This window comes from Delftia sp. UME58, from assembly GCF_014170385.1.
Classification (GTDB): Bacteria; Pseudomonadota; Gammaproteobacteria; order Burkholderiales; family Burkholderiaceae_C; genus Comamonas; species Comamonas acidovorans.
The window spans coordinates 103,381-129,389 of the sequence record NZ_LZZV01000013.1 but is presented as its reverse complement, the minus strand read 5'-3'; the positions used below and the strand labels follow the sequence as shown (position 1 = coordinate 129,389).

Below are 26,009 nucleotides of genomic sequence, written 5' to 3'. Positions count from 1 at the left end.
GCCAGCCACCCGAAAAGGCCGGGCAGGCCATGTGGAGCAGAGAGCGAGGATAAATGGATTTCGGCACCCGGCCGGCAAATCATATGTAAGACCAATCCTACAAACGCCTTTGCTCTATCGTCGGGATACGCTCTTGCTGAAGACCTCCACGGGCAAACCCTAGACTGCAGGCGGCAAGGTGCTTGCACCCGAGCCCATGTGCCGGGCCTGCCGAGACTTGCCGCGCCAGGGGCGAAGGGCGAGGCATTGCACAAGCCCTCATCCATGAAATCAAAGGCAGCAGTTTTGAAACATCAGTGAAACGAATTGTGCGGCGGCAGACGGCGTCACAGTCTCCGGGCCTCTGGCAGCAGGCTGCGGGGCTTGCACGGGTTTCCCCTTGAGCCGGATGGCATGGTGCTTGCAACAAGCCTGGCGCACTGCCAACCATAACTCTGCAGGAGACACAAACCCATGAGCATCAACCGCCGCCGCTTTTGCGCCGCCCTGCCCGCCCCGCTGGCCGGCCTTGCGCTGCCGCACCCGGGCCTGGCCCAGGAGGCCTTTCCCAGCAAGTCGCTGAAGATCGTCTGCCCCTTCGCGCCCGGCGGCGGTTCGGACTTCATTGCGCGCGTGGCCTCCAATGTGCTCAACGACAGGCTGGGCCAGCCCGTGGTGGTGGAGAACCGGCCTGGCGCCGGTGGCACGCTGGGCACCGAGTACGCGCTGCGCTCGGCGGCCGATGGCTACACGCTGCTGCTGGTGGCGGGCAGCTATACGGTCAACCCTTCGCTGTACAAGCTGCGCTTCGACCCCGTGGCCGACATGACGCCCGTGATCCAGCTGTCCAAAGGCGCCTACGTGGTCTGCGTAAGCCCCCGCGTGCCCGCCAGAAACCTGCAGGAATTGCTGACCTATGCGCGTGAGAACCCGGGCAAGCTGACCTTTGCCTCGGCCGGCAATGGCAGCCATCTTCACATCGTGACCGAGTACCTGTTCGGCATGGCCAAGGTCAAGGCCACGCATGTGCCCTATCGCGGCACGGGCCCGGCCGTGACCGATCTGCTGTCGGGCAATGTGGACATGCTGGTGGCCGGCACCGAGGCGCTGATGCAGCATGTCAAGAGCGGCAAGCTGCACGCCCTGGCCGTGACCACGGCCCAGCGCCTGCCCGCCTATCCCGGGATTCCTTCGGTGGCCGAAAGCGGCCTGCCGGACTATGACGTGGTGGCCTGGCACGGCCTGCTCGCGCCCAAGGGCCTGCCGCCCGCCGTGCTGTCGCGCATCAATGCGGCGTTGGATACCGGCCTCAAGGCACCGGCACTACTGGCCCAGCTGGAGCCCACGGGCGTGTCCCCGGCAGGGGGCACACCGGCCCAGTTCGGCGCCCTGATCCAGTCCGAGATTCCACGCTACGCCAAGGTGGTGAAAGACAACGAAATCCGCGCACAGTAGTCCGCGCACAGTAATCGGCTCACCTCGGCCCGAGAATCCATCCGCCCCCATGACCCTTCGCTACAAGAAACCCCTGCCCGGCACCAAGCTGCACTACATCGACGCCCGCGCCGCCGTCGATGCCCTCTCGCCCGGTGCCTGGGCGCGCCTGCCCTACACCGCCCGCGTCCATGCCGAAAACCTCGTGCGCCGCGCCGATCCCGAGCAGCTGGACGGCTACCTGCTGCAGCTCATCGAGCGCCGCCGCGACATCGACTTCCCCTGGTACCCCGTGCGCGTGGTCTGCCACGACATCCTGGGCCAGACCGCCCTGGTGGACCTGGCCGGCCTGCGCGATGCCATTGCCGCCGAAGGCGGCGACCCCGCCCAGGTCAACCCTGTCGTTCCCGTGCAGCTCATCGTGGACCACTCGCTGGCCGTGGAGTGCGGCGGCTTCGATCCCGACGCCTTTGCGAAGAACCGCGCCATCGAGGACCGCCGCAACGAGGACCGCTTCCACTTCATCGAGTGGACGAAGAAGGCCTTTGCCAACGTGGATGTGATCCCTGCAGGGAACGGGATCATGCACCAGATCAATCTGGAGAAGATGTCCCCCGTGGTCACCGTGCAGGATGGCCTGGCCTTCCCGGACACCTGCGTCGGCACCGACTCGCACACGCCCCATGTCGATGCCCTGGGCGTGATCGCCGTGGGCGTGGGCGGGCTGGAGGCCGAGAACGTCATGCTGGGCCGTGCCTGCTGGATGCGCCTGCCCGACATCGTGGGCGTGCGCCTCACGGGCCGGCGCCAGGCGGGCATCACGGCCACCGACATCGTGCTGGCCCTGACCGAATTCCTGCGCCAGCAAAAAGTCGTCGGAGCCTATGTGGAATTCTTTGGCGAAGGCGCCGACAGCCTGAGCATCGGCGACCGCGCCACCATCTCCAACATGTGCCCCGAATACGGCGCCACGGCGGCCATGTTCTCCATTGACGACCAGACGCTGGCCTACCTGCGCCTGACCGGCCGCGACGAGGCCCAGGTGCGCCTGGTCGAGGCCTATGCGCGCACCGCAGGCCTGTGGAGCGACACCCTGGCCGGGGTGGAGTACGAGCGCGTGCTGCAGTTCGACCTGTCCACCGTGGTGCGCAACATGGCCGGCCCCTCGAATCCGCACCGGCGCCTGCCCACCTCGGCCCTGGCCGAGCGCGGCATTGCCGATGCCGCAAAACTGCAGGCCGCCCGCACCCAGGAGGCGCAAGGCCTGATGCCCGATGGGGCCGTCATCATCGCGGCCATCACCAGCTGCACCAACACCAGCAACCCGCGCAACGTCATCGCCGCCGCCTTGCTGGCGCGCAATGCCAATCGCCTGGGCCTGGCGCGCAAGCCCTGGGTCAAATCCTCGCTGGCGCCGGGCTCCAAGGCCGTGGAGCTGTATCTGAAGGAGGCCGGCCTGCTCAGCGAGCTGGAGCAGCTGGGCTTTGGCATCGTCGCCTTTGCCTGCACCACCTGCAACGGCATGAGCGGCGCGCTGGACCCCGCCATCCAGCAGGAGATCGTCGAGCGCGACCTCTACGCCACGGCCGTGCTCTCGGGCAACCGCAACTTCGACGGGCGCATCCATCCCCAGGCCAAACAGGCCTTCCTGGCCTCGCCGCCGCTGGTCGTGGCCTATGCGCTGGCGGGCACCATCCGCTTCGACATCGAGCAGGACGTGCTGGGCGTGGTGGACGGCCGGGAGATCCGCCTGAAGGACCTGTGGCCCGCCGACGAGGAGATCGACGCCATCGTTGAACAAGCGGTCAAACCTGCGCAGTTCCGCGCCGTCTACGAACCCATGTTCGCCATCCGCTGCGACGATGGCGAGCGGGTATCGCCCCAGTACGACTGGCGCCCCCAGTCCACCTACATACGCCGCCCGCCGTACTGGGATACCGAAGGCGTGGGCGCGCTGGCGGCCTTCCCGCGCACGCTGCGCAACATGCGACCGCTGGCCCTGCTGCCCGACAACATCACCACCGACCACCTCTCGCCCTCCAACGCCATCCTGGCCGACAGCGCGGCGGGCGAATACCTGGCGCGCATGGGCCTGCCCGAGGAAGACTTCAACTCCTACGCCACCCACCGCGGCGACCACCTCACCGCCATGCGCGCCACCTTCGCCAACCCGCAGCTGGTCAACGAGATGGCCGTCATCGACGGCGTGCAGCACAAGGGCTCGCTGGCGCGCATCGAGCCCGAAGGCCGCGTGGTGCGCATGTGGGAGGCCATGGAAACCTACCTGAACCGCCGCCAGCCGCTGATCATCATCGCGGGCGCCGACTACGGCCAGGGCTCCAGCCGCGACTGGGCCGCCAAGGGAGTGCGGCTGGCCGGAGTCGAGGCCGTGGTGGCCGAAGGCTTCGAGCGCATCCACCGCACCAACCTCATAGGCATGGGCGTGCTGCCGCTGCAGTTCCTGCCGGGCACCGACCGCAGAACCCTGGGGCTGGACGGCACGGAAGTCTATGGGGTGGAAGGCGAGCGCACGCCGGGCGCCCAACTCACGCTGGTGATCGAACGCCGCAACGGCCAGACGCTGCGCGTGGCCGTGACCTGCCGGCTGGACACGGCCGAGGAGGTGTCGGTGTACGAGGCCGGCGGGGTGCTGCAGCGCTTTGCGCAGGACTTCCTGGCGCAGTCACCGCAAAAACAGACACAGATACAAGCACAAGCAGCAACACAGGAGGCCTGAGATGGGCGCGATCCCCGAAACCTTTCTTCCCCAGATCCGCATTCCCGCCACCTACCTGCGCGGCGGCACCAGCAAGGGCGTGTTCTTTCGCCTGCAAGACCTTCCGGAGGCTGCGCAACAGCCGGGCCCCGTGCGCGACGCCATCCTGCTGCGCGCCCTGGGCAGCCCCGACCCTTACGGCAAGCAGATCGACGGCATGGGCAATGCATCGTCGAGCACCAGCAAGGCCGTGATTCTCTCGGCCAGCACGCGCGAAGGCCATGACGTGGACTACCTGTTCGGCCAGGTCGCCATCGACCAGCCCTTCGTGGACTGGAGCGGCAACTGCGGCAATCTCTCGGCCGCCGTGGGGCCCTGCGCCATCCACATGGGATTGATAGCCCCGGCGCGCATCCCGCGCAACGGCACGGCCACCCTCCGCATCTGGCAGGCCAATATTGCCAAGACCATCGTGGCCCATGTGCCCATCACGAACGGCCAAGTGCAGGAGACGGGCGACTTCGAGCTCGATGGCGTGACCTTTCCTGCGGCCGAGGTGGCGTTGGAGTTCCTGGACCCTGCCGATGAGGGAGAGGACGGAGGAGCCATGTTCCCGACGGGCCACCTCGTGGACCGGCTGGATGTTCCCGGAGTCGGCAGCTTTGCAGCCACGCTGATCAATGCGGGCATTCCGACCATCTTCCTGAACGCAAAGGAACTGGGCTACACGGGCTGCGAGCTGCAGGACGCCATCAACGGCGATGCCGAGGCGCTGGCGCGCTTCGAGGCCATACGCGCCCACGGCGCCCTGCAGATGGGCCTGATCCAGGAACTGTCCGAAGCCGCCAGGCGCCAGCACACGCCAAAAATCGCCTTTGTGGCACCGCCAGCGCCCTACACGGCCTCCAGCGGCAAGCGCATCGAGGCAGGCGATGTGGACCTGCTGGTGCGCGCCCTGTCCATGGGCAAGCTGCACCACGCCATGATGGGCACGGCGGCGGTGGCCATAGGCACGGCGGCAGCGGTGCCGGGCACGCTGGTGAATCTGGCGGCGGGCGGCGGCGAACGCGGCGCCGTTCGCTTCGGCCATCCCTCCGGCACGCTGCGCGTGGGCGCCGAGGCCCGGTTGGTGAATGGCCAGTGGCAGGTGACCAAGGCCTTGATGAGCCGCAGCGCGCGCATCCTGATGGAAGGCTGGATCAGGGTGCCTGGCGAGGTGCTGGACGCCGCGTGAATGCGCAGGGCCCGGCTTCAGGCCTGGGCCGTGCTCACGCCTGGGCTCTCAGCGCCGCTGCGTGCCACGTCTGCAGTTGCTCCAGCGTGTTCGTCGTGCCGCCGCAGGCCACCACCAGCACGCGATTGAAGCCCTGCAGCGCAGGTGCGCCTGCGTAGGCAAGGGCCAGCGCGGCACCGCAGGCAGGCTCCACATGCAGGCGATGGTCGTCAATGAAGCGCAGGCAGGCGTCCAGCGCCTGCGCGTCCGTCACCACGGCGCTGTGCACGGGGTGCACCTGCGCCAGATCGAAGGCCCGCTGGCAGACCTGGCGCGCGCCCAGCGAGGTGGCCACGCTGGTGATGCGGTCCAGCAGCACGCGGCGGCCCTGGGCCAGCGACTGCGCCAGGGAATCGGCACCGGCTGTCTCCGCTGCAATCACGGGCACATCGGTCCAGCCATGGCGCTCCAGGCCCTGCACCACGCCGGCCAGCAGGCCGCCGCCGCCCACGGCCAGCACCACAGCGTCGGGCTTGAAGTCGGCAGCGGCCAGCTCATCGACCAGGGTGGAATGCCCCGCCCACAGCAGCGGGTCGTCAAACGGATGGACAAAGGCATCCTCAGCCCCCAGCAGGGACTGGGCCAGGGCATTGGCTTCGTCCCAGACGCTGCCATGCACGATCAGCTCGGCACCCTGTGCACGGATCAGCGCCCGCGCGTGCTCGGTCGTGGTTTGCGGCACGACCACGGTGACGGGCATGGACAACTGCCGCCCGGCATAGGCCACGGCAATGCCCGCATTGCCGCCCGACGAGGCCACAAAGCGCTTCTTGCCCTGGCGCGCCAGGGTCTCGCAGGCATGGCCTATGCCGCGCAGCTTGAACGAGCCACAGGGCTGCAGCGCCTCCAGCTTGAGCCAGATTTCGGGACCACCGGCGTGGCTCAGGGCATGGGACGGAATAAGGGGTGTGAAGGTGTGCAAAGGCATGGGGTGGCAGTGTAGAACTGGCGCTCAGCCGCGATAATCCCTTGGCTTTTCAAATATTCTTTGCACTGTGAGCACAAATCAAGCCCTGCCCCTGCTCGGGGAAATGGCCATCTTCGTCAAGGTCGTGGACACGGGCAGCTTCTCCGAGGCCGCGCGCCAGCTGGGCAGCACGCCATCGGCCACCAGCCGGGGCGTGGCGCGGCTGGAAAAGGCTCTGGGCCTGCGCCTGCTGGAACGCACCACGCGCAAGCTGCGCCTGAGCGAGGCCGGCCGCGAGGTACATGCGCGCTGCCTGGACATGGTGGGCGCCGCCCAGGCCGTCATGGCCGCATCCCTGCTGCAGGACGCGCAGCCGCGCGGCCTGGTGCGCATCAGCGTGCCCAAGGCCGTGGGCCGTACCGTGGTCCATCCCCACATGCCCGACTTCCTGGCCCTGTATCCGGAGGTCGATGTACAGATGCGGCTGGAAGACCGCTACATGGACCTGATCGACGATCCCGTGGACCTGGCCATACGCATCACCAACCACCCGCCGCCAGGCCTCATGGGCCGCCACCTGATGGACATCGACCATCTGCTGTGCGCCTCGCCCCAATACCTGACCCGGAACGGCACGCCCGTGCATCCGCTGGACCTCAAGGCCCACAGCTGCATCTACCTGGGGGAGGAGCCCGGCGACGCGCACTGGAAGCTGCGCGGCCAAGGCAAGACCGTCACCGTGGCCGTGCGCGGGCGCTATGCCGCCAACCACACAGGCGTGCGGCTGGACGCCGTGCTGCAGCACCTAGGCATCGCCAGCCTGCCCCGCTTCACGGCGCGCGAGGCCCTTGCGGACGGGCGCATCGTGCAGGTGCTGCCGGACTGGAGCTTTCTGCCCAACTACAGCGGCCAGCTGTGGATTCTTCACTCCCCCACGCGCCACCTGCCGCTCAAACTGCGCGTGATGGTCGATTTCCTGGCCGAGCGGCTGGGCGGGGCTGGTGGGCCGCCGGTCCAGCGTGGCTAGCACCACAGCGGCAAGCGCTTGACAAACCTGTGGGGTGGCCGCGAGGCGTTGACCGGCAGCGCACGCACCTGCGTCGATACACTTTCGGCTTCACATCTGAGGGAGATCATGGACACGAACATCTATGTTTCGGAGCTGACAGCGGATCTGGAGACAGAGTTCATCAAAGGTGCCAGCCAAAGCCGCAAACTGCACGCGCCATGGGTGTCGCCCCCCAGCACACCGCAGGAATTTCAGAGCTACCTGGCACGCTTGCAGGAGCCGGCTGGAACCGCCTTTGTGATCTGGGAGTGGCACAGCGACGGTTTTGCCGGAATCGTTCAGATCACGAACATCGTGATGGATCCGTTTCGCTGTGGCCTGATCGATTTCTATGCGTTCTCGGGCTTTGAGGGAAAGGGCCTGATGAAGGAAGGCCTCGCGCATGTCGTGAAGCAGGCCTTCAGGACACTGAAGCTGCATCGACTGGAAGCCAACATCCAACCTGAGAACAAGGCAGCCATTGCACTGGCCAAGTCATGCGGCTTCAAGCTGGAGGGCTTCTCGCCGGCGTTCATGAAGGTTGGAACCCGCTGGCGAGACCATGAGCGCTGGGCGATGCTGGCCGCTTAGGTTGTGCCGCGCGGTCTTGGTCGCTTGCGGAATGTCAGCGGGGCAAGCTGCGAGATCTCAGTTTTGGCTCGTCGCTCCAGGGGTTTCGCACGGCAATGCCATCGTTTTTGGCCAGTTTGACCAGGGCTTGGAAGGACTCCGAGAATTGTCTCTCTGTCAACAATGACCGCATCCGCCGCACAAAGCGCGTGCGCGGACTTTCGTCGGGCTCGTTGTCAAGGTCGAACTGGAAGATCCGGTACAGACCAATCAGCACAGGTTCCAACCACCTCCCCTCGGGGGCTGCTGACTTGGCAACATCCTGGTACCAGAGATCCAGAGGCCTCTCGTACTGAAAGATCATGTCGTTGTAGCCCTGGCTGGATGTGGCAGGAAATGCCAGCCATTGGCCCATGGTCCACAGGTTATGCAGTTCAAAACGGAAGGATCTCAACGGGAGCTCTTCGTGGTCCCATGGGAAGTATCTGGGTGCTGTGCCGACGTAGGTGTCTCGGGTCACTGGCAACTGCACAGTGCTTTGAGACAGATCTGGGAGCATCAGGTTGAACAGCCGTTCGTTGTGCCCGTTGGTATGTATCTCCACACTTTTGCAATCTGCATAGGGCGCAGGGGCGTCAGGAAGCTGAGACACAGCGAGGGGCAATTCTTTTTCCAATCCGGACGTGCTGACTAGGCGCGTGCCCCCTGAAGTTGCATAGCCCTGCCCGATGCTGAAGAGCAAAGTGAAACCTCCGAGGCGATCTCCCGGTAGCGCCTGAGGGTTCTCCATGAACTGGTCTCGCAAAGGACGCAGCACCGTGTCATCCTGGGAAGGGTGCAGGTACAGGAACAGCAGCAGATTCAAATGGCGCACCGTGGAATCACGGTCCCAGTCGTGGAGCTTTTTCCAATGGGGGAGGGAGCCTTTGAGGAAGTACCTCTTGACGATCCCCCGGCCCTTCTTGGTCATTTCCAGCGCATAGAGCATTTGCTCGATCTCCGGCCACTGCTTCTCGCGCTCCTTCATCCAAGACTTGTCGCCGGTTTTCCAGTGACTGGTGTCGAAATTCTCCAGGGGATTCAAGGAACTCACTCTATTTCACTCCCAATGCTTCATGTTTGTTGGGGACGATGATAGACAGCCCGCAACGGTCGGTACTGGACATTTTGACCAGTGAAGAGGAGCCCTGGAAGGCGAGCGGCACCGCGAAGCAGGAACGTCTGCATCACGCAGGTCGTGCGCTCCTGCCTGGGTGCTGGCACTGGGCATGACACATCTGCCGACCCTCATACGAAAATCGCATTCAACCTGAAAAAGGTCAAATTCCTCCGGTGTGACGGGTCGCTCAATATGCCCAAGTGAATCGCGGTTAAAGTCGGCTTCCATTCGATTCACCTCTCACAACGGAGCAAGCATGTCAAAGCGACTGAATGGCCTCATGGCCGCGGCCCTTGCCGCCTTCATTTCCACGCCCGCGCTGGCCATTCTTCCGGATTCGGGCATGTGGAGCATTGGCGAGGAGCTCAATGGCAAGCCCGGGCGCGGCATTCAGATCGACAGGCAGGGTGGCTCCACGCTGATCCTGACCTATTTCGGCTACCGTGCCGATGGATCATCCCTGTTCCTGCAGACCGCAGGCACGCTCAAGGACGGCAAGCAGTTTGACGGCGTGCTCACGGAATATCGCAATGGCCGCGCGCTGGGTGGCCAGGCGCGAGATGGCGAGTTGGCGCAGGAGGCAGGGCCGGTACAGATCGTGTTTGACACTTCCACCACAGCCACGATCACCCTGCCCGGCGAGGCGCCACAGCGCCTGCAGCGCTTCCAGTTCGAGGATCTCAGGAAACGGCTCAATGGCAAATTCGTACACTCCAACTCCTCCGAATACGCCAGCCTGAGCCCGGGCAGGATCACCATCCAGGCAGGGGAAAATACGCTGACCATGACTGAGGCGCCCAGCAATTCTTCCGGCGGCTGCCAATACACCGGTGATTTGAAACCTGCCGGCGATGGATTCCACTCCAAGGGAAGCGCACGATGTGTCTGGGGCGAAAGAATCAATGATTTCGCATATGAAGCCAAGCATTTGAAGGTGGACGAATTCGGAAACCTCAGTGCCCGGCTCTACCTCGGGTCGCCGCAACAGCCCGGCGTCTACAACTTCAGGCAATTCATCACCGGCATCTGCGAGCACCGGGGAGCCATTTTCCTGGCTACACCCCGTTGCTATCCCGACGCCCTGCAGGTGGATCCCGCCTTGCAGCGGGAATAGGACGCAAGTGCGCGATCAACGGCTGTCGCGCAACCGCCGCCACAGCGTGGCCCGGCTGATGCCCAGGATCTCGCAGGCGCGGCGCTGGTCGCCCTGCACCTGCTCCAGCACTTCGCGCATGCGCTGGCGCTCGGCATCGCGCCGTGCCTCGCGCAACTGCAGTTGCCGCTGCTGTGCTGGCAAGGCTTGCATGGCACCCTGCCCAGCCCCGTCGCATTCAGGAAACAGCTCCCGCAACCGGCCCATGTCCACGCGGCCCGCGCTGTCGCGCAGGTCTTGGCGGCAGGCCAGCAGGCGTTCCACCCAGTTGTCCAGCTCTCGCGCATTGCCGGGCCAGCGGTGGCCGGATGCCAGCTCCAGCAAGGCCGCCAGCAAGGACTCCAGCGATGGGCCTTCCGCCTGCAGCGACTGCGTGTGCAAGCGCCGTGCCAGCATGGCGCGGGCCAGGGCCTGGACATCGCCCTGTCCGCGTTCGTGCAGTCCGGGCATGGACAGGCGCAGCACGGCCAGGCGGTAGAACAGGTCACGCCGGAATTCACCGCGCTCGACCAGGGCCGCCAGATCGGCATGCGTGGCGGCGATGACGCGCAGGTCCACCGGCACGGGCGTGGTGGAGCCCACGCGCAGCACTTCGCGCTCCTGCAGCACGCGCAGCAGGCGGGACTGCAGGGCCAGCGGCATGTCGCCGATCTCGTCCAGGAACAAGGTGCCCGTGTGGGCCGCCTCGATCAGCCCGGTCTTGCCGCCGCGCCGCGCGCCGGTGAAAGCGCCTTCGTCATAGCCGAAGAGTTCGCTCTCCAGCAGGCTTTCCCCCAGGGCCGCGCAGTTCACCGCCAGGAAAGGCTGGGCCGCGCGCCGGCTGGCGCGGTGCATGCCCTGGGCCAGCAGCTCCTTGCCCGTGCCGCTGTCGCCCTGGATGAGCACGGTGGCATCGCTGGCCGCGAACTGGCGCGCCAGGCGGCGCACGCGCTGGGCGGGCTCGCTGTCGCCCGCATAGTCTTCGATGCGCCAGCGCACGCCCGCGCCGCGCAGGCTGCGATTGGCGCGCAGGTGGCGGTCGGCGCGCTGGATGGTGGCGGGGTCGCGGCAGACCAGCAAGGCGCCCGTGAGCTGGCCGTTTTCCACGATGGGCGCGCGCCGCACCACCAGAGTGCGCATGGCCAGCTGGACCACGTCTTCACTGCCCTCGGGCTCCAGGGACTGCGACTGCAGCGCCTGTGCCAGCGCCAGCGCGGGCGCCACCTCGTCCAGCAGCCGGCCATGCAGCGCATTGGCAGGCGCTCCCAGCAGGGCCGCCATGGTGGGGTTCAGTGCCTGGATGCAGCCTTGCGTATCCACGGCGACCACGCCGTCCTGCAACTGGCCGAGCACGGTTTCCAGCCGCTGGTGGCGGGCGCGCTCGGCATGGCGGTGGCGGGCCAGCAGCACGGCGTCGCGCAGGGCCTGCAGCACGGCGCCGTCGGAGTACAGCAGCACGCTGGGAATGCCTGCCTGCTCGGCCAGATCTGCCACCAGGCCGGGCGCGACGACGGCGCCCACGCCGGCGGCCTGCAGCGCACGCACGCAGGCCTGGGCATCCTCGGGCCCGTGGTAGCTGAACTGGGCAATGCCGGCGCCGAACAGCGCGTCGAACTGGGCCAGGTGCGGCGAGGGATGGTCGAATGACACCAGCCCGATGCGCGGCGTGCCGCCGGACTGGGCCAGTGCACGCGCGCTGGCCAGCGCCTGCAGCAGGTCGAACCCGCGCACTTCGATCATGACGACGGGGATATCGACCCGCTCGCGCACCCAGGCGCCGCTGGCCCCGGCGGCCACCAGGGCGTCTACGGGCTCGACCGCCTGCAGCGCACGCACGGCCTGCACGGCATCGTCAAAGGCCGCGCTGACATGCTCCACGCGCACCTGATCGCCCACGGCCAGCGACATCCGCTCCAGCACGCGGCCGATACGATGGCGGCCCACGGTGACGACGCGCGGCCAGGCTGCACGGGGGCCGGCAGGGATTGCATGCATGGAAGGCACAACTGATTCATTCATGCAACCGATTATTTCATTCATGCAACATCGCACCGGGCGAATCGGTGAATGCGTGCAGAGCAGGCTTTTCAAGGATCACAAAACCCATTCATATCAACAACTTGCAAGAACAAGGGTTTACCCTTTGATCCAGTGGCATGCCACTTGCAAACAGGGCTGGCGTTTCAATCATTTCAAGTATTTCCAGGAGACCCCATGAACCAGCCATCCCGCCTGCCCCGCCGCACCGCCCTGGCCACCCTGCTTGCCGCCGCGCTGCCGCTGGCCGGCGTGACCTGCTCCTTCGCTGCACGGGCTGCTGGCGCCGCCGATGCCTGGCCCACCCGTCCCATCCGCCTGGTGGTGCCGTTTTCGGCAGGCGGCGCCAACGACCTGATGGCCCGCTCGGCCGCCGAAGGTGCGTCCAAAATCCTGGGCCAGCCCGTGGTCATCGACAACCGGCCCGGCGCAGGCGGCACCGTGGGCGCCGACATCGTGGCCAAGGCCCAGCCCGATGGCTACACCCTGCTGGTGAGCGCGGCCGGCGTGATCTCCAACAGCATGATCAAGAAGACCATGCCGTTCAAGGACGATGCGCTGGTGCCCGTGGCCATGATCGGGCTGGCGCCTTCGGTGATCGTGGTTCCCAAGAACGCGCCCTACCAGAATCTGCGCGATTTCGTCGAGGCATCGAAGAAGGGCCAGGGCTTCAATTTCGCCACGGCCGGCACGGGCAGCACGCCGCATTTCGTGGCCGAGATGCTGAACGTGAAGTACGGCGCACAGCTGCAGCCCGTGCCCTACAAGAGCGGATCGGAAAGCACGACGGCCGTGCTGGGCGGCCAGGTGGAGGGCACGTCGGAGGCCAGCATCATCGCCTTGCCCCACATCCTCAATGAGGGCAAGTTCAAGGCCCTGGCCACGACCTGGACGCAGCGCATCTCCGCCTATCCGCAACTGTCCACTGCCGTGGAGCAGGGCTTTGCCGAACTGCAGATCGCGCACTGGGCCGGCATCCATGCGCCCAAGGGGACGCCGCCCGCCATCCTGGACAAGCTGGCCGCCGCCGTGGACCAGGCCATGAAGGAGCCGGCCACCGTGGAGAAACTCAAGGGCCTGGGCATCGAGCCCATTGGCGGCACGCGCGCCGAGTTCGTGAAATTCACCGATTCCGAGCGCAAGCGCCTGGGCGAGATCGTCAAGGCCGCGAACATGCAGGAAAAGTGAGTCGCTCCCGCCACAACCACGGACTCCAACCGAGACAAGACACCATGAATACCCGCCGCAATACCCTCCGCCTGAGCCTGGGACTGGCCCTGAGCACCACCGCCGCCGCTGCGGCCCTGCTCGCCGCCCCCGCCACCGCCGTGGCCCAGGGCGCAGATGCCTGGCCCTCGCGCCCCATCAAGCTCATCGTGCCCTATGCGGCCGGCGGCTTTGCCGATACACGGGCCCGCAAGATCGCCGACAAGATCGGCCAGAGCCTGGGCCAGCCCATCGTGATCGACAACCGCGGCGGCGCGGGCGGCGTGACGGGCACGGATGCCATCGCCAAGGCCACGGACGGCCATACCTTCGGTTTCGGCTCGCCAGGCCCGCTGGTGACCAATCCCATGCTGATGAAAAAGCTGCCCTACAACGCCGCACGCGACCTGCAGCCCATCATCCTGATCGAAGAGGCGCCGCTGATCCTGACCACGGCGCCCAACCAGCCGTTCAAGACCGTGGCCGAGCTGGTGGCTGCAGCCAAGGCCAGGCCGGGCACGCTGACCTATGGATCGTCGGGCGTGGGCGGTGCCCACCACCTGTCGGGCGAGCTGCTGGCCTTCCAGACGCGCACGGACATGGTCCATGTGCCCTACAAGGGCGGCGCGCTGGCAGCCACCGACCTGATGGGCGGCCACCTGGCCTTCATGTTCGAGATGGGCTATGCGGCCCTGCCCGCCATCCAGGGCGACAAGGTCAAGGCCCTGGCCGTGTCCAGCAAACAGCGCCTGAAGGTGCTGCCCAGCGTGCCCACGCTGGATGAGGCGGGCATCAAGGGCTTCGAGTCATACAACTGGCTGGGCATGATCGCGCCGGCCAGCACGCCTCCGGCCGTGATCGAGCGCCTGAACAAGGCCGTGAACGAGGCACTCAAGGACGCCGAGGTGCGCGCCATGATCGAGAACACGGGCGGCATGGTCATGGGCGGCACGCCCCAGGCCTACGGCAAGTTCATCGAGGCCGAGCGCGCCAAGTGGGGCCCGGTGATCAAGAACGCCAACATCACGCTGGACTGAGCGTCCACCCGCGCAGCACTTTTCTTCATCCAACAGAACCCTCCATGAACACCAAGCAACAACTCAAGGCCCTGGCCGAAGCGCGCCGCGGCGTGCTCGTGCCCGGCGCATTCAACGCACTGTCCGCGCGCGTCGTGGCCGATCTCGGCTTCGAGGCCATCTATGTGACCGGAGCCGGCGTGACCAACATGTGGTTCGGCCTGCCCGACCAGGCCTTCATGGGCCTGACCGACATCGCCGACCACACGGCCCGAATCCGTGATGCCGTGGATCTGCCGCTGATCGTCGATGCCGACACCGGCTTCGGCAACGCGCTCAACACCTACCATGCGGTGCGCACGCTGGAGCGCGCGGGCGCCGACTGCATCCAGATCGAGGACCAGATCAGCCCCAAGCGCTGCGGCCATTTCAATGGCAAGGAAGTGATTTCCACCGACGAGATGCTGGGCAAGATCAAGGCCGCCGTGGACGCGCGCCGCGACCAGGGCACGCTGATCATGGCGCGCACCGATGCCTGCGCCACGCAGGGCTTCGAGGCCGCCGTCGAGCGCGCCCAGCGCTTTGCCGAGGCGGGAGCCGACATCCTCTTCGTGGAGGCCGTGACCCAGGCCGATGAGATCCGCGCCCTGCCCCAGCGCCTGTCCACGCCGCAGCTGATGAACATGGTGATCGGAGGCAAGACGCCCATCACCGACGCGGGCGAGCTGGCAGATCTGGGCTATGGCCTGGTGCTGTATGCCAATGCCGCGCTGCAAGGCGCCGTGGCCGGCATGCAAAAGGCGCTGGGCCAACTGCGCAACGAGCGCAGGGTGGACGAGAACCCCGCCGTGGTGGCCCCGTTTGCCGAGCGTCAGCGCCTGGTCAACAAGCCGTTCTGGGACGCGCTGGAAAAGAAGTACGAGTGAAGCACGAGTGAAGCGCGAGTGAAGTTCGAGCGAGGGCGGGCTGGCACAGCGCCGCTCAGCCGCTCAGCCCCTCGCAGGCGCCTTCCACCCCTTGAGCGTCAACTCCAGCGCCTGCAGCGCCTGCTGCAGGCGTTCGGGGGGTGCCCCTTCCTCGGCAATCCAGAACGCGGATTCCACCAGGCAGCCATTGAGCAGCCGCGACATGGCCAGCGGGCTGGCGCGCACGATCACGCCGCGCTCCATGAGCTGCTCCAGGTAGCCGGCCACGAAGGCGATGCAGGCGCGGTGCTGCTCGCCCTGGTCCGTGCCCGTGAGCACGGCGCGCGCATCCTGCAGCACGATGCGGCGTATCTCGCCCTCCTGCGCCATGGCCAGGTAGGCACGGCAGTAGGCCAGGAACCCCTCCCAGGGGTCTGCATGGTCGGCCAGCACCTGCTCCAGGCGTGCGTCCATCTCGGCATCCATCTGCGCCACCACGGCGGCCAGCAAGCCCGGCTTGCCACCGAAATGGTGGTACAGCGCGCCACGCGTCAGCCCGGCCTTGGCCGTCAATTCGTCCATGGAGGCCTGGGAATAGCCCTGGCTGCCGAAGGCCTCGCGCGCAGCCTCGATGAGCTTGGCGCGTGTCTCCTCGATCATGCTGGCCCGGCTTTTGCGCATGGCGCACTCCATTCACATACAAAACGTATGCCAATGATACGGTGCGTCATGGGCAACCCGTAGAATCGCTGACATACGCCGCGTATGTGATTGCAGCGGCCTGTCCGTTTTCCGAGGTTTCCATGTTCCACGCCTACCGCCAGCTGTTCACCCGGCCCGGCACGGCCGCCTTTGTGCTGGCCGGTCTCCTGGCCCGCCTGCCCCTGTCGATGACGGGTATCGGCCTGATCACCATGCTGTCCCAGCAGCGCGGCGCCTACACGCTTGCCGGTGCGGTGGCGGCCTGCTTTGCGCTGTCCATTGCGGTGCTGGCTCCACGCATCTCGGCCCTGGTGGACCGCCATGGCCAGCGCAAGGTCCTGCCCTGGGCAGCGGCCGTGAGTGCTGCCGCCATGTTTGCGCTGCTGGCCTGCGCGCATTGGCAGGGGCCGGATTGGCTGCTGCTGGTACTGGCAGCGCTGGTGGGCGCCCTGCCCAGCATGCCGGCCATGGTGCGTGCGCGCTGGACCGTGCTGCTGCGCGGCACGCCCCAGCTGCAGACGGCCTATGCGCTGGAGGCCGTGCTGGACGATGTCTGCTTCATCGTCGGCCCGCCGCTGTCGGTGGGCCTGAGCATGGTGCTGTTCCCCGAGGCCGGGCCGCTGGCCGCCTCCTTGCTGCTGCTGGTGGGCGTGGCCCTGTTCGTGGCCCAGCGCCGCACCGAGCCGCCGGTGGACACATCGCAGCAGCGCACGCGCCAGCAATCGCTGGCCCGCCATCCCGTGGTGCGCACGCTGGCGCTGTTCATGCTGGCCCAGGGCATCATCGTGGGCACCATCGACGTGGCCAGCGTGGCCTTTGCCACGCAGCAGGGCCAGCCGGCGGCGGCCAGCATCGTGCTGTCGTTCTATGCGCTGGGCTCCTGCGTGATGGGACTGGTGTTCGGCACGCTGCGCCTGAAGGCGCCGCTGCACCGCCAGATTGCCTGGGTGGGCGCCTCGGTGTGCATCACGGCCGTGCCCCTGCTGCTGGCCACCAATGTGTTCACGCTGACCCTGGCCGTGTTGCTGGCCGGCATTACCTTCGGGCCGACCATCACCGTGGCCATGGGCCTGGTGGAGCAGCAGGTGCCGCACCAGCGCCTGACCGAAGGCATGACCTGGCTGCTGACCGGCATTGCCATGGGCGTGGCCCTGGGCGCGGCCGCTGCAGGCTGGGCCACCGACCTGTGGGGCGCGCGCATTTCCTTCGTGGTGGCGCTGCTGGCCGGTGTCGCCATGTGGGCCCTGGGCGTGCTGGCCGCACGCCAGGCCCGTGCGAAAGAGAGCCCGCCTGCCGAAGACGCAGCCGCTGCCTGCACCTGAACACGGCCCCAACGCCCGCGCCAGCCCAGACCGCTCAGGCCGTGGCCATCAAGGCCAGCAGCTCGGCCAGGCGCTGGCGCATCCACAGCGCAGCGGCGCCGGGTGCCAGCCCTTCCAGCCAGAGCATCCGCACGGTCAGCGGCGGCAGCGCCAGATCCTCGCAGGCGCGTTGCCGCAGGTGCGGGCGCAGGTCACCGAACTCGGCAATGTTGACCGGCAGGATGGCCCAGCCCAGGCCATCGGCCACCATGTCGGCAATCACATAGAAACTGTTGGAGCGCCAGACGGCGGGGCTGATCACGGTGTCCTCCACGCCGTCGATATGCATGAGCAGTTGCCGGTGCGCGGCCAGCTGCCTGCGCGTCAACGGTGCCGCGCCATCGAGCACATGGCCACGCGCCACGCAGACGGTCTGCGGCACGCTGCCGATATGGCGCTGCGCACAGGCGGCAGGCGCGGGTGCGCGGTCGAACTGAAAGGCGATCTGGGCCCGCTGCGCAGCCACATGCCCGGCCACCTCGGACGCCGTGCCATTGAGCACGGTCAGCTCCATGGACGGAAAGCGCGCAGCCAGTTCCTTGAACAACTGGGCCAGCGGCACATAGGGCAGCGCCTCGTCCAGCGCCACGGCCATGCGTGCCTGCCCGCCGCCGGCCAATGCACGGGCGCGGTGGTCCATGGCCTGGGCCTGGCGCAGCAGGGACTGGGCCTCCAGCAGCATCACCTCTCCTGCCGCCGTCAACTGCACGCGGCGCCCCACGCGATCGAAAAGCTCCAGCCCCAGGTCGGCTTCCAGCAGGCCGATGGCCGTGCTCACGGCCGATTGCGCACGGCCCAGGCGGCGGGCGGCCTCGGTCATGGTGCCGGCTTCGGCCACCGCCACGAAATGCTTCAGCCTGTCGAGTGTCCATTCCATCCATCAATTTTATGGATTGAATCAAACTTTGATAAATCATTTCATTGATGGAAACTGTGGTTTTCATCAAGAAGGAAGCCCTGGCCCACAAGGCCGGGGCAAACAGGTGCCTTATGGCGTTCACAACGCAAACCCAGAACCCCGTTTCGGGGCATCTTCCAAAATCCCAGGCGGCCGATCCGCGCCGCTGGCTGGTGCTGGCCATCGTATCGGTGGCGCTGCTGCTCATCGTCATCGACATGACGGTGCTCTACACGGCGCTGCCGCGCCTGACGCATGACCTGGCGGCCACGGCATCGGCCAAGCTATGGATCGTCAATATCTATGCCCTGGTGGTCTCCGGCCTGTTGCTGGGCATGGGCACGCTGGGCGACAGGCTCGGCCACAAGCGGCTGTTCATGGCGGGGCTGTGCGTGTTCGGCCTGGCCTCGCTGTGTGCAGCCTTTGCTCCCTCGCCCGCCCTGCTGATTGCGGCGCGCGCGCTGCTGGGCGTAGGCGCGGCCATGATGATGCCGGCCACGCTGTCCCTGATCCGCCTGAGCTTTGCCGATGAGCGCGAGCGCGCGCTGGCCATCGGCATCTGGGCCTCGGTGGCCTCGGGCGGTGCGGCCTTCGGGCCGGTGGTGGGCGGGCTGCTGCTCGAGTATTTCTGGTGGGGCTCGGTGTTCCTGATCAATGTGCCCATCGTGCTGCTCGCCCTGCCCCTGGCGGGCTGGCTGATTCCCCCAGGCACGGCCACCTCGCAGCGCCCCTGGGACTTCATCGGCTCATTGCAGGTCATGGCAGGCCTGGTGGGCAGCACCTATGCCATCAAGGAAGCCGGCAAGCAATCGCCCGACTGGGCCCTGGCCGCCGTGGTCCTGGTGCTGGGCCTGGGATTTCTGGCCCTGTTCGTGCGGCGCCAGCGCCGCAGCAGCGACCCGCTGCTGGACTTCGCGCTGTTCCGCAACCCGGCGTTTGCCACGGCCGTGGCCTCGGCCCTGGTGGCAGCGGCCGCGCTGATCGGCATGGAGCTGGTGTTCAGCCAGCGCCTGCAGCTGGTGCAGGGACTGTCACCACTGCAGGCAGGCCTGGCCGTGCTGCCGCTGCCGCTGGCCGCCTTTGTGGCCGGCCCCGTGGCAGGCCACTGGCTGCCACGCCTGGGCGGCGCGCGCATGTTGCCGGCAGCGCTGCTGCTGTCGGGCCTGGGCATGGGCGGCTATCTGCTGGTCCACGACATGGGCTGGTGGCCGCAGGCGGCGGCGCTGGCCGTGCTGGGCCTGGGCATAGGCGCGGCCATGACCACGGCGTCGAGCACCATCATGCAAAGCGCTCCCGCGGACCGTGCCGGCATGGCGGCCTCGGTCGAGGAGGTGTCATACGAGCTGGGCGGCGCCCTGGGCGTGACGCTGATGGGCAGCCTGCTGTCGGCCGTCTACGCAGGCTCATTGCGCCTGCCGGAGGGCCTGGGCCTGGCCCTGCCCGATTCCGTGCGCGACAGCCTGGACGAAGCCCTGCTGGCCGCCGATCGGCTGATGCCCCAGGCCGCGCACCAGTTGACCGAGCTGGCACGCACGGCCTTCGGCCAGGGTTTCAGCGCCGTGATCGCCAGCGCCACGCTGCTGCTGGTCTGCACGGCACTGTGGACGGGTTGGCGGCTGCGCGCCCAGCGCCGCTGAGCCGTCGCCTTCCTCTCAAAAAGCAAAAAGCCCCGTCCGGGGCTTTTTGCGTTGCGTGCACATGGCGTGCACACGTCGTACCTGCGCTTCGATCAGGCGAAGTTCTGCTCGGCAAACTTCCAGTTCACCAGTTGGCCGAGGAAGGTCTCGACGAACTTGGGACGCAGGTTGCGGTAGTCGATGTAGTAGGCGTGTTCCCAGACGTCCACGGTCAGCAGGGCCTTGTCTTCCGTGGTCAGGGGCGTGCCGGCGGCGCCGGTGTTGACGATGTCCACCGAACCGTCGGCCTTCTTGACCAGCCAGGTCCAGCCAGAGCCGAAGTTGCCCACGGCCGACTTCACGAAGGCTTCCTTGAAGGCGGCGTAGCTGCCCCACTTCTTGTTGATGGCATCGGCCAGTGCGCCGGTGGGCTCGCCGCCACCGTTGGGGGCCATGCAGTTCCAGAAGAAGGTGTGGTTCCAGATCTGGGCTGCGTTGTTGTAGATGCCGCCGGAAGACTTCTTGACGATCTCTTCCAGGGTCATGCTTTCGAATTCGGTGCCCTTTTGCAGGTTGTTCAGGTTCACCACATAGGCGTTGTGGTGCTTGCCATGGTGGTACTCCAGCGTTTCCTGGCTGTAGTGGGGTGCCAGCGCGTCAATCGCATAGGGCAGAGGGGGCAAGGTATGTTCCATGGTGTTTCCTTCGTGGTTGAAATCTTTTAGGACGGGCCAGCACCTGTTGCGCAGAGCGCCTGCAGCGCCTGCCGTGACCGTCGCGCGGGGCCTGCACTGCGCGCATTGCTGCGAGCCCTGGCCCTCACGCACCCGAACGGGCATTGTAGGAACAAGTTCGTGACCCTGCGGCGAAAGCGCGCGCCAAATCGGCCATCTTGGCCCGCTGCCGCGAGGGTGGATGTGAATTGACCTCAATCCGGCCAATCGGCCTACACGGATACCGCCTGCCGCCCGCCACTTCCTGCACGCAGCACGCTGCACCCAGTGCGCCGCAGTTCAGAGCAGGCGCGGCTGCGTCACCACCAGGTCCAGGCTGCCGCCCGCCAGCTGCGCCTGCAGCGCCGTGCCCGGTGGCGCACGGTGCGCCTCGGTCACGGGATGGCCTTCGGTATCGGTGAGCAGGGCGTAGCCGCGCTGCAGCACCAGGCGCGGGTCCAGCAGCTGCAGGCGAAGCTCCATGCGTGCCAGGTGATCCGCACGCCGGTCCAGGCCGCGACGCATGCCGGCAGGCAACTGCGCCTGCAGCCCCTGCCCCGCATGGCCCATGCGCTGCAGCCGCAATTGCATGGCATGGCGCAGGCGCTGGGCCTGGCGGCTGAGCTGCAGCCGGCTGCGGGCCAATTGCTCGCTGGGCCGGCCCAGGCGCTGCGCTGCCAGGTCAAGGCGCTGCTGCTGGCGGTCCAGCAGCCGCTGCACGGAATCCTCCAGGCGGCCCTGCATGAGCTGCAGCGCACCCATCCAGACCTCGCGCGGCTGGCTCACCAGTTCGGCCGCCGCCGTGGGCGTGGGCGCGCGCAGGTCGGCGCAGAAGTCGGCAATGGTGAAATCGGTCTCGTGCCCCACGCCGCAGATCAGGGGCACCGGGCTTTGCACGATGGTGCGGGCCAGGCGCTCGTCATTGAAGGCCCAAAGGTCTTCAATGGAGCCTCCTCCGCGCACCAGCAAGATGGTGTCGATGGGCGGCGCGCCAGCCACCGAGCCATCGGCCGAGCCCGCGCCTTCCCGCGCCAGGCCATAAAGCCTTTGCAGCGCATCGATCAGGGAAGCCGGCGCCTGCGCGCCCTGCACCAGGGCAGGCACCAGCACCACGGGGATATGGGGCACGCGGCGGCGCAGCGCCGTGATCACGTCGTGCAGCGCAGCAGCCCCCGGCGAAGTCACTACGCCAATGCCGCGCGGCAGCGGCGGCAGGCCGCGCTTTCGGGCCGCGTCGAAAAGGCCTTCGGCCTCCAGTTGCGCCTTGAGCCGCAGGAACTGCTCGAACAGGGCGCCCTGGCCCGCGCGCTGCATGCTCTCGACGACCAGTTGCAGGTCGCCACGCTGCTCGTAGACGCCCAGCCGGCCCCGCAACTCGACCAGTTCGCCGTCGCGCGGCGAAAAATCCATGAGCTGGGCCGCACGCCGGAACATGGCGCAGCGGATCTGCCCGCCCGCGTCCTTGATGCTGAAGTAGCAATGCCCGCTGGCCGCGCGCGAAAAGCCGCTGATCTCCCCGCGCACGGCCACCGGATTGAAGCGTGCCTGCAAGGCGTCGCTCACGGCGCGGCACAGCGCCCCGACTTCCCAGACCAGCGGCGCCGCTGCTGGGTTCATTGCGCCGAATGCACCACTCATGCGGCCTCCCGGTCTGCATGCAGTGCAACATTCTCCACAGGCAGGCGGATGCAGACCCGGGCAGGCACTTTGGCGGCAATTTGCAGAAGCACTCTCAAAAACACCTCGCAAGCAATTGATTCATAAAGATTTTTTTACTGCAACAAAGAATTCACATTTGTCACAGTGTCCATTCGCCGCCGCAGCGGCGTTTGCGCAACCCGCTTGATAACAAAGTTATCCACAGAAATCTGTGCTATAGCGACCAACCCAAAATTCCGAACAGGGGAGCCGCCCGTTGCCTGGATGCTGCGCCGGGTCACAGTTTTCAGCCGATCGCGGGCACGGGACGCCTGGACCGGCCATATGGCTGGGCCATAATCGTCGGCTGCAGTTAAACGCGGGGGGAAAACAACTTGCTGTCGATCATACAAGCCGCAGGCTGGCCGATCTGGCCACTGATTGCCTGCTCCATCCTGGCTCTGGCCCTGGTCTTTGAACGTTTCGTGGCGCTGAAAACGGCCCGCGTTGCGCCGCCCGCCCTGCTGGGCGAGGCGATTTCCGTGTCCTCGCGCGGCCTGCCCAGCCAGGAAGTCGTGCAGCAGCTGTCCCAGAACTCCACGCTGGGCGAAGTCCTGGCAAGCGGACTGCGCGCCCTGCAGGCCCATCCGGACAGCAGCGAAGAAGAGCTTCGCGCCTCCATGGAAGGCGCCGGCCGCGCTGCCGCCCACACGCTGGAAAAGCACCTGAGCGCGCTAGCCACCATCGCCTCTGCCGCGCCTTTGCTGGGCCTGCTGGGCACGGTGATCGGCATGATCGAGATCTTCGGCTCGCAAGGCGGCGCATCGGCCACCGGCGGCGGCAACCCGGCGCAGCTGGCGGCCGGCATCTCCATCGCCCTGTACAACACGGCCTTCGGCCTGATCGTCGCCATTCCGGCCCTGATCTTCTGGCGCTACTTCCGCGCCCGCGTCGATGGCTACCTGCTGGGCATGGAGCTGGCTTCCGAGCAGTTCGTGCGCCACCTGGTGCGCGTCGGCGGCAAGTGAACCCGCAGAACCCGCACGCGAGAGACCTGCCATGAACTTCCGTCCCCGCCGCCGTGACGAGCCCGAGATCAACCTGATCCCGTTCATCGATGTGCTGCTGGTGGTGCTGATCTTTCTGATGCTGTCCACCACCTACAGCAAGTTCACCGAGCTGCAGCTGACCCTTCCCGTGGCCGATGTCGAGCAGCAGCGCGACCGGCCCCGCGAAATCATCGTCGCCATCGCCGCCGACGGCCGCTACGCCATCAACAAGACCGCCGTGGAAGACCGCAGCGTCACCGGCCTGACCCAGGCACTGGCCGCAGCGGCCAGTGCCGGCAAGGACAGCGTGGTCATCATCAGCGCCGACGCCACCGCGCCGCACCAGTCCGTGGTGTCGGTGATGGAGGCCTCGCGCCGCGCCGGACTGTCCCAGATCACCTTCGCCACGCAGACCTCGGCCAGCGCCGGGCGCTGAAGGCAAGGCCGCCATGCCCGGGAATGGTCCCGCCCCCGCACCCCGGGGGCTTCGCGCGGCCTGGCGCCACCGCGGCCCGCTGGCCTGCGCCCTCTTTCCCCTGTCCCTGCTGTACCGTGCCCTGCTGGGCCTGCATCGGCTGCCCTATGCACTGGGTTTCAGGCGTGCAGGCCAGGCCGGCATTCCGGTCATCGTCGTCGGCAACGTGATTGCGGGCGGCGCCGGGAAGACCCCCGTCACGCTCGCCCTGGCCCGCCATCTGCGGGACAGCGGCTGGAGCCCCGGCATCGTCTCGCGCGGCTATGGCCGCAGCACGGACGACTGCCGAGAAGCCCTGCCCGAAAGCGCCCCCGCCGACGTGGGCGACGAACCCGCGCTTCTGGCGCGCGCCAGCGGCGTGCCGGTCTTCGTGGCGCGCAAGCGCATCGAGGCCGTCCAGGCCCTGCGCGTCCGCCATCCGCAGGTGGATGTGGTCATCAGCGACGACGGCCTGCAGCACCTGGCCCTGGCCCGCGACATCGAGCTGTGCGTCTTCAACGACGACGGCATCGGCAATGGCTGGCTGCTGCCGGCAGGCCCGCTGCGCGAATCCTGGCCGCGCCCCGTCACCGCCGTGCTGCATGCGGGCGCCTGTCCGCCAACGGATGCGCCCGCCTTTGCCATGCAGCGCCAACTGGCCGCGGAAGGCGTCAATGCGCACGGTGAGCGCATCCCCTTGGCGGCCCTGCGCGGACGGCCCGTGGAGGCCGTGGCCGCCGTGGCCCGGCCCGAGGGCTTTTTCTCCATGCTGGCCAGTGAACAGGGCCTGGCGCTGGGGCACGCCCAGGCGCTGCCGGATCACTATAATTTTGAGAGCTTCCAGCGCCTGGGACGCGATGAAGACCCGCTGGTCTGCACCGAAAAGGATGCAGTCAAGCTGTGGCGTACCCATCCCCAGGCCTGGTCTGTTGCGCTGCAATTGCAGCTGCCGCCAGATTTCTGGGCGCTGCTGGATCAGCGGCTGCAGGCGCTGCGCAGGCCACGCGCCTGACTATCATCACCGTCTTGGCTGGCCGCCACGGCCCGCCCTCCCCCTCCAAAACACAGGATCCGCCATGGACGCCAAACTTCTCGAACTGCTGGTCTGCCCCGTCACCAAAGGCCCGCTGCGCTTTGACCGCGAGCACCAGGAACTGGTCTCGCGCAGCGCCCGCCTGGCCTACCCCGTGCGCGACGGCATCCCGGTGCTGCTGGAGGCCGAAGCCCGCACGCTGGACGACGACGAGCTCGAGGACTGATCGCGCCGCAAGGCCCGATTTCCGACGCCGCCCGCGCCCGCACTTTCGACCACCTCCGCAACGCACCATGTCCAACGCGCCCTTCACGGTTCTGATTCCTGCCCGCCTTGCCTCCAGCCGCCTGCCGGGCAAGCCCCTTGCAGACATTGCAGGCCTTCCCATGGTCGTGCGCGTGGCACAGCGCGCCGGCCTCAGCGGCGCCACGCGCTGCGTGGTCGCGGCCGATGACGAAAGCATCGTCGCCGCCTGCGCCGCGCACGGCGTTGCGGCCGTGCTCACCCGCAACGACCACGCCAGCGGCAGCGACCGCCTGGCCGAGGCCTGCGAACTGCTGGGCCTGGATGGCGACGACATCGTCGTCAACGTCCAGGGCGACGAACCGTTGATCGCTCCCGACCTCATCGATGCCGTGGCCGCCCTGCTGCCGCAGCGGCCCTCGGCCAGCATGGGCACAGCTGCACATGCCATCGACAGCCTGGCCGACTTCACCAACCCGAACGTGGTCAAGGTCGTCTGCGATGCCCAGGGCATGGCCCACTATTTCAGCCGCGCCCCCATCCCCTTTGCGCGTGAACATGCAGGCCAGGCATGGTGGGAGGCGGCATCTGCAGCGGCATCGGCAGCGCCGGGCCACCCCGGCTTCGCACCACTGCGCCACATCGGCATCTACAGCTACCGTGCCGGTTTCCTGCGCAGCTTCCCGCAGCTTTCTCCCGCCCCCACCGAGGTGCTGGAGGCGCTGGAGCAGTTGCGTGCGCTGTGGCACGGCCACCGCATCGCCGTCCACCTCACGCCCCATGCACCAGGCCCCGGCGTGGACACCCCCGAAGACCTGGAACGGGTGCGCGCCCGGTTGTCCGCCTGAATCCGATCCCGCGCACGCTGACAGATGCGCCAATGGCGATGCCCGGCATCGCCATTCACAACACAACGGCAC

Annotated in this window: 23 protein-coding genes; 16 read left to right on the top strand and 7 right to left on the bottom strand. The window is 67.1% G+C overall.

Features of this window, described 5'->3' with window-relative positions; translation table 11 throughout:
- The first annotated feature begins 453 nt into the window (after nt 1-453).
- From A9976_RS04080 to prpF, 3 genes are read left to right on the top strand one after another with little or no spacing between them, the layout of a single operon-like run.
- Nucleotides 454-1,434, top strand: a complete 981-nt coding sequence (locus A9976_RS04080; protein ID WP_183017925.1) for a tripartite tricarboxylate transporter substrate binding protein — start codon at nt 454-456, stop codon at nt 1,432-1,434.
- Nucleotides 1,435-1,483: 49 nt separating this feature from the next.
- Complete coding sequence (acnD, locus tag A9976_RS04075) at nt 1,484-4,150, top strand: Fe/S-dependent 2-methylisocitrate dehydratase AcnD (protein ID WP_183017924.1); 2,667 nt, start codon at nt 1,484-1,486, stop codon at nt 4,148-4,150.
- 1 nt (nt 4,151) lies between these two features.
- Nucleotides 4,152-5,363 (top strand): 2-methylaconitate cis-trans isomerase PrpF, encoded by a 1,212-nt coding sequence (gene prpF / locus A9976_RS04070; protein ID WP_183017923.1) that lies wholly within the window; start codon nt 4,152-4,154, stop codon nt 5,361-5,363.
- 34 nt (nt 5,364-5,397) lie between these two features.
- Here the strand turns inward: prpF and A9976_RS04065 are convergent, their stop codons facing one another.
- The gene (locus tag A9976_RS04065; protein WP_183017922.1) at nt 5,398-6,330 is read right to left on the bottom strand and encodes a pyridoxal-phosphate dependent enzyme; all 933 of its coding nucleotides are present in this window, start codon (nt 6,328-6,330) and stop codon (nt 5,398-5,400) included.
- Nucleotides 6,331-6,397: 67 nt separating this feature from the next.
- Here A9976_RS04065 and A9976_RS04060 point away from each other — a divergent pair, with 67 nt between their 5' ends.
- Nucleotides 6,398-7,336: a LysR family transcriptional regulator gene (locus A9976_RS04060; protein WP_183017921.1), complete on the top strand. Its 939-nt coding sequence runs from the start codon at nt 6,398-6,400 to the stop codon at nt 7,334-7,336.
- Between the two features lie 108 nt (nt 7,337-7,444).
- Complete coding sequence (locus A9976_RS04055) at nt 7,445-7,948, top strand: GNAT family N-acetyltransferase (RefSeq protein WP_183017920.1); 504 nt, start codon at nt 7,445-7,447, stop codon at nt 7,946-7,948.
- Between the two features lie 34 nt (nt 7,949-7,982).
- Here the strand turns inward: A9976_RS04055 and A9976_RS04050 are convergent, their stop codons facing one another.
- Nucleotides 7,983-9,011 carry a hypothetical protein gene (locus A9976_RS04050; RefSeq protein WP_183017919.1) on the bottom strand — a complete coding sequence of 343 codons (1,029 nt, stop codon included), beginning with the start codon at nt 9,009-9,011 and terminating at the stop codon, nt 7,983-7,985.
- 355 nt (nt 9,012-9,366) lie between these two features.
- Between A9976_RS04050 and A9976_RS04045 the strand changes: the two genes are divergently transcribed.
- Nucleotides 9,367-10,200 (top strand): hypothetical protein, encoded by an 834-nt coding sequence (locus A9976_RS04045; RefSeq protein ID WP_259649097.1) that lies wholly within the window; start codon nt 9,367-9,369, stop codon nt 10,198-10,200.
- A 15-nt stretch (nt 10,201-10,215) separates the two neighbouring features.
- On the opposite strand, the gene prpR is transcribed toward A9976_RS04045, so the two are convergent.
- Nucleotides 10,216-12,213 carry a propionate catabolism operon regulatory protein PrpR gene (gene prpR / locus A9976_RS04040; RefSeq protein ID WP_183017918.1) on the bottom strand — a complete coding sequence of 666 codons (1,998 nt, stop codon included), beginning with the start codon at nt 12,211-12,213 and terminating at the stop codon, nt 10,216-10,218.
- Nucleotides 12,214-12,432: 219 nt separating this feature from the next.
- Here prpR and A9976_RS04035 point away from each other — a divergent pair, with 219 nt between their 5' ends.
- From A9976_RS04035 to A9976_RS04025, 3 genes are read left to right on the top strand one after another with little or no spacing between them, the layout of a single operon-like run.
- Nucleotides 12,433-13,443 carry a tripartite tricarboxylate transporter substrate binding protein gene (locus A9976_RS04035; RefSeq protein ID WP_183017917.1) on the top strand — a complete coding sequence of 337 codons (1,011 nt, stop codon included), beginning with the start codon at nt 12,433-12,435 and terminating at the stop codon, nt 13,441-13,443.
- Nucleotides 13,444-13,487: 44 nt separating this feature from the next.
- Nucleotides 13,488-14,498 carry a tripartite tricarboxylate transporter substrate binding protein gene (locus A9976_RS04030; RefSeq protein WP_183017916.1) on the top strand — a complete coding sequence of 337 codons (1,011 nt, stop codon included), beginning with the start codon at nt 13,488-13,490 and terminating at the stop codon, nt 14,496-14,498.
- A 44-nt stretch (nt 14,499-14,542) separates the two neighbouring features.
- Nucleotides 14,543-15,403, top strand: a complete 861-nt coding sequence (locus tag A9976_RS04025) for an oxaloacetate decarboxylase (protein ID WP_063326258.1) — start codon at nt 14,543-14,545, stop codon at nt 15,401-15,403.
- A 63-nt stretch (nt 15,404-15,466) separates the two neighbouring features.
- Here the strand turns inward: A9976_RS04025 and A9976_RS04020 are convergent, their stop codons facing one another.
- Nucleotides 15,467-16,063: a TetR/AcrR family transcriptional regulator gene (locus A9976_RS04020; protein ID WP_183017915.1), complete on the bottom strand. Its 597-nt coding sequence runs from the start codon at nt 16,061-16,063 to the stop codon at nt 15,467-15,469.
- Between the two features lie 122 nt (nt 16,064-16,185).
- On the opposite strand from A9976_RS04020, the gene A9976_RS04015 reads away from it, so the two are divergent.
- Nucleotides 16,186-17,406, top strand: coding sequence for an MFS transporter (locus A9976_RS04015; RefSeq protein ID WP_012205411.1), 1,221 nt, complete (start codon nt 16,186-16,188; stop codon nt 17,404-17,406).
- 34 nt (nt 17,407-17,440) lie between these two features.
- On the opposite strand, the gene A9976_RS04010 is transcribed toward A9976_RS04015, so the two are convergent.
- Nucleotides 17,441-18,322 (bottom strand): LysR family transcriptional regulator, encoded by an 882-nt coding sequence (locus tag A9976_RS04010; protein ID WP_183017914.1) that lies wholly within the window; start codon nt 18,320-18,322, stop codon nt 17,441-17,443.
- A gap of 113 nt (nt 18,323-18,435) precedes the next feature.
- Between A9976_RS04010 and A9976_RS04005 the strand changes: the two genes are divergently transcribed.
- Nucleotides 18,436-19,980 carry an MFS transporter gene (locus A9976_RS04005; RefSeq protein WP_259649096.1) on the top strand — a complete coding sequence of 515 codons (1,545 nt, stop codon included), beginning with the start codon at nt 18,436-18,438 and terminating at the stop codon, nt 19,978-19,980.
- A gap of 92 nt (nt 19,981-20,072) precedes the next feature.
- On the opposite strand, the gene A9976_RS04000 is transcribed toward A9976_RS04005, so the two are convergent.
- Nucleotides 20,073-20,654 carry a Fe-Mn family superoxide dismutase gene (locus A9976_RS04000; protein WP_183017913.1) on the bottom strand — a complete coding sequence of 194 codons (582 nt, stop codon included), beginning with the start codon at nt 20,652-20,654 and terminating at the stop codon, nt 20,073-20,075.
- A 318-nt stretch (nt 20,655-20,972) separates the two neighbouring features.
- Nucleotides 20,973-22,310, bottom strand: a complete 1,338-nt coding sequence (gene xseA / locus A9976_RS03995; RefSeq protein WP_183017912.1) for an exodeoxyribonuclease VII large subunit — start codon at nt 22,308-22,310, stop codon at nt 20,973-20,975.
- A gap of 395 nt (nt 22,311-22,705) precedes the next feature.
- Between xseA and A9976_RS03990 the strand changes: the two genes are divergently transcribed.
- The 5 genes from A9976_RS03990 (at nt 22,706) to kdsB (ending at nt 25,937) form a co-directional block, all read left to right on the top strand.
- Nucleotides 22,706-23,338 (top strand): MotA/TolQ/ExbB proton channel family protein, encoded by a 633-nt coding sequence (locus A9976_RS03990; protein WP_012205406.1) that lies wholly within the window; start codon nt 22,706-22,708, stop codon nt 23,336-23,338.
- A 31-nt stretch (nt 23,339-23,369) separates the two neighbouring features.
- The gene (locus A9976_RS03985) at nt 23,370-23,795 is read left to right on the top strand and encodes a biopolymer transporter ExbD (RefSeq protein WP_183017911.1); all 426 of its coding nucleotides are present in this window, start codon (nt 23,370-23,372) and stop codon (nt 23,793-23,795) included.
- Between the two features lie 13 nt (nt 23,796-23,808).
- Entirely contained in the window at nt 23,809-24,825 is a 1,017-nt protein-coding gene (lpxK, locus tag A9976_RS03980) for a tetraacyldisaccharide 4'-kinase (RefSeq protein ID WP_183017910.1), read from the top strand.
- Between the two features lie 64 nt (nt 24,826-24,889).
- The gene (locus A9976_RS03975) at nt 24,890-25,072 is read left to right on the top strand and encodes a Trm112 family protein (RefSeq protein WP_012205403.1); all 183 of its coding nucleotides are present in this window, start codon (nt 24,890-24,892) and stop codon (nt 25,070-25,072) included.
- Between the two features lie 67 nt (nt 25,073-25,139).
- Nucleotides 25,140-25,937 carry a 3-deoxy-manno-octulosonate cytidylyltransferase gene (gene kdsB / locus A9976_RS03970; RefSeq protein ID WP_183017909.1) on the top strand — a complete coding sequence of 266 codons (798 nt, stop codon included), beginning with the start codon at nt 25,140-25,142 and terminating at the stop codon, nt 25,935-25,937.
- The last annotated feature ends 72 nt before the right edge of the window (nt 25,938-26,009 follow it).

Excerpts from the sequence above, each read along its gene's own strand:
- A9976_RS04080 (WP_183017925.1), top strand. The coding sequence starts at position 454 with ATGAGCATCAACCGCCGCCGCTTTTGCGCCGCCCTGCCCGCCCCGCTG.
- acnD (WP_183017924.1), top strand. The coding sequence starts at position 1,484 with ATGACCCTTCGCTACAAGAAACCCCTGCCCGGCACCAAGCTGCACTAC.
- prpF (WP_183017923.1), top strand. The coding sequence starts at position 4,152 with ATGGGCGCGATCCCCGAAACCTTTCTTCCCCAGATCCGCATTCCCGCC.
- A9976_RS04065 (WP_183017922.1), bottom strand. The coding sequence starts at position 6,330 with ATGCCTTTGCACACCTTCACACCCCTTATTCCGTCCCATGCCCTGAGC.
- A9976_RS04055 (WP_183017920.1), top strand. The coding sequence starts at position 7,445 with ATGGACACGAACATCTATGTTTCGGAGCTGACAGCGGATCTGGAGACA.
- A9976_RS04045 (WP_259649097.1), top strand. The coding sequence starts at position 9,367 with ATGGCCGCGGCCCTTGCCGCCTTCATTTCCACGCCCGCGCTGGCCATT.
- prpR (WP_183017918.1), bottom strand. The coding sequence starts at position 12,213 with ATGCATGCAATCCCTGCCGGCCCCCGTGCAGCCTGGCCGCGCGTCGTC.
- A9976_RS04035 (WP_183017917.1), top strand. The coding sequence starts at position 12,433 with ATGAACCAGCCATCCCGCCTGCCCCGCCGCACCGCCCTGGCCACCCTG.
- A9976_RS04030 (WP_183017916.1), top strand. The coding sequence starts at position 13,488 with ATGAATACCCGCCGCAATACCCTCCGCCTGAGCCTGGGACTGGCCCTG.
- A9976_RS04025 (WP_063326258.1), top strand. The coding sequence starts at position 14,543 with ATGAACACCAAGCAACAACTCAAGGCCCTGGCCGAAGCGCGCCGCGGC.
- A9976_RS04020 (WP_183017915.1), bottom strand. The coding sequence starts at position 16,063 with ATGCGCAAAAGCCGGGCCAGCATGATCGAGGAGACACGCGCCAAGCTC.
- A9976_RS04015 (WP_012205411.1), top strand. The coding sequence starts at position 16,186 with ATGTTCCACGCCTACCGCCAGCTGTTCACCCGGCCCGGCACGGCCGCC.
- A9976_RS04010 (WP_183017914.1), bottom strand. The coding sequence starts at position 18,322 with ATGGAATGGACACTCGACAGGCTGAAGCATTTCGTGGCGGTGGCCGAA.
- A9976_RS04005 (WP_259649096.1), top strand. The coding sequence starts at position 18,436 with ATGGCGTTCACAACGCAAACCCAGAACCCCGTTTCGGGGCATCTTCCA.
- A9976_RS04000 (WP_183017913.1), bottom strand. The coding sequence starts at position 20,654 with ATGGAACATACCTTGCCCCCTCTGCCCTATGCGATTGACGCGCTGGCA.
- xseA (WP_183017912.1), bottom strand. The coding sequence starts at position 22,310 with ATGAGTGGTGCATTCGGCGCAATGAACCCAGCAGCGGCGCCGCTGGTC.
- A9976_RS03985 (WP_183017911.1), top strand. The coding sequence starts at position 23,370 with ATGAACTTCCGTCCCCGCCGCCGTGACGAGCCCGAGATCAACCTGATC.
- lpxK (WP_183017910.1), top strand. The coding sequence starts at position 23,809 with ATGCCCGGGAATGGTCCCGCCCCCGCACCCCGGGGGCTTCGCGCGGCC.
- A9976_RS03975 (WP_012205403.1), top strand. The coding sequence starts at position 24,890 with ATGGACGCCAAACTTCTCGAACTGCTGGTCTGCCCCGTCACCAAAGGC.
- kdsB (WP_183017909.1), top strand. The coding sequence starts at position 25,140 with ATGTCCAACGCGCCCTTCACGGTTCTGATTCCTGCCCGCCTTGCCTCC.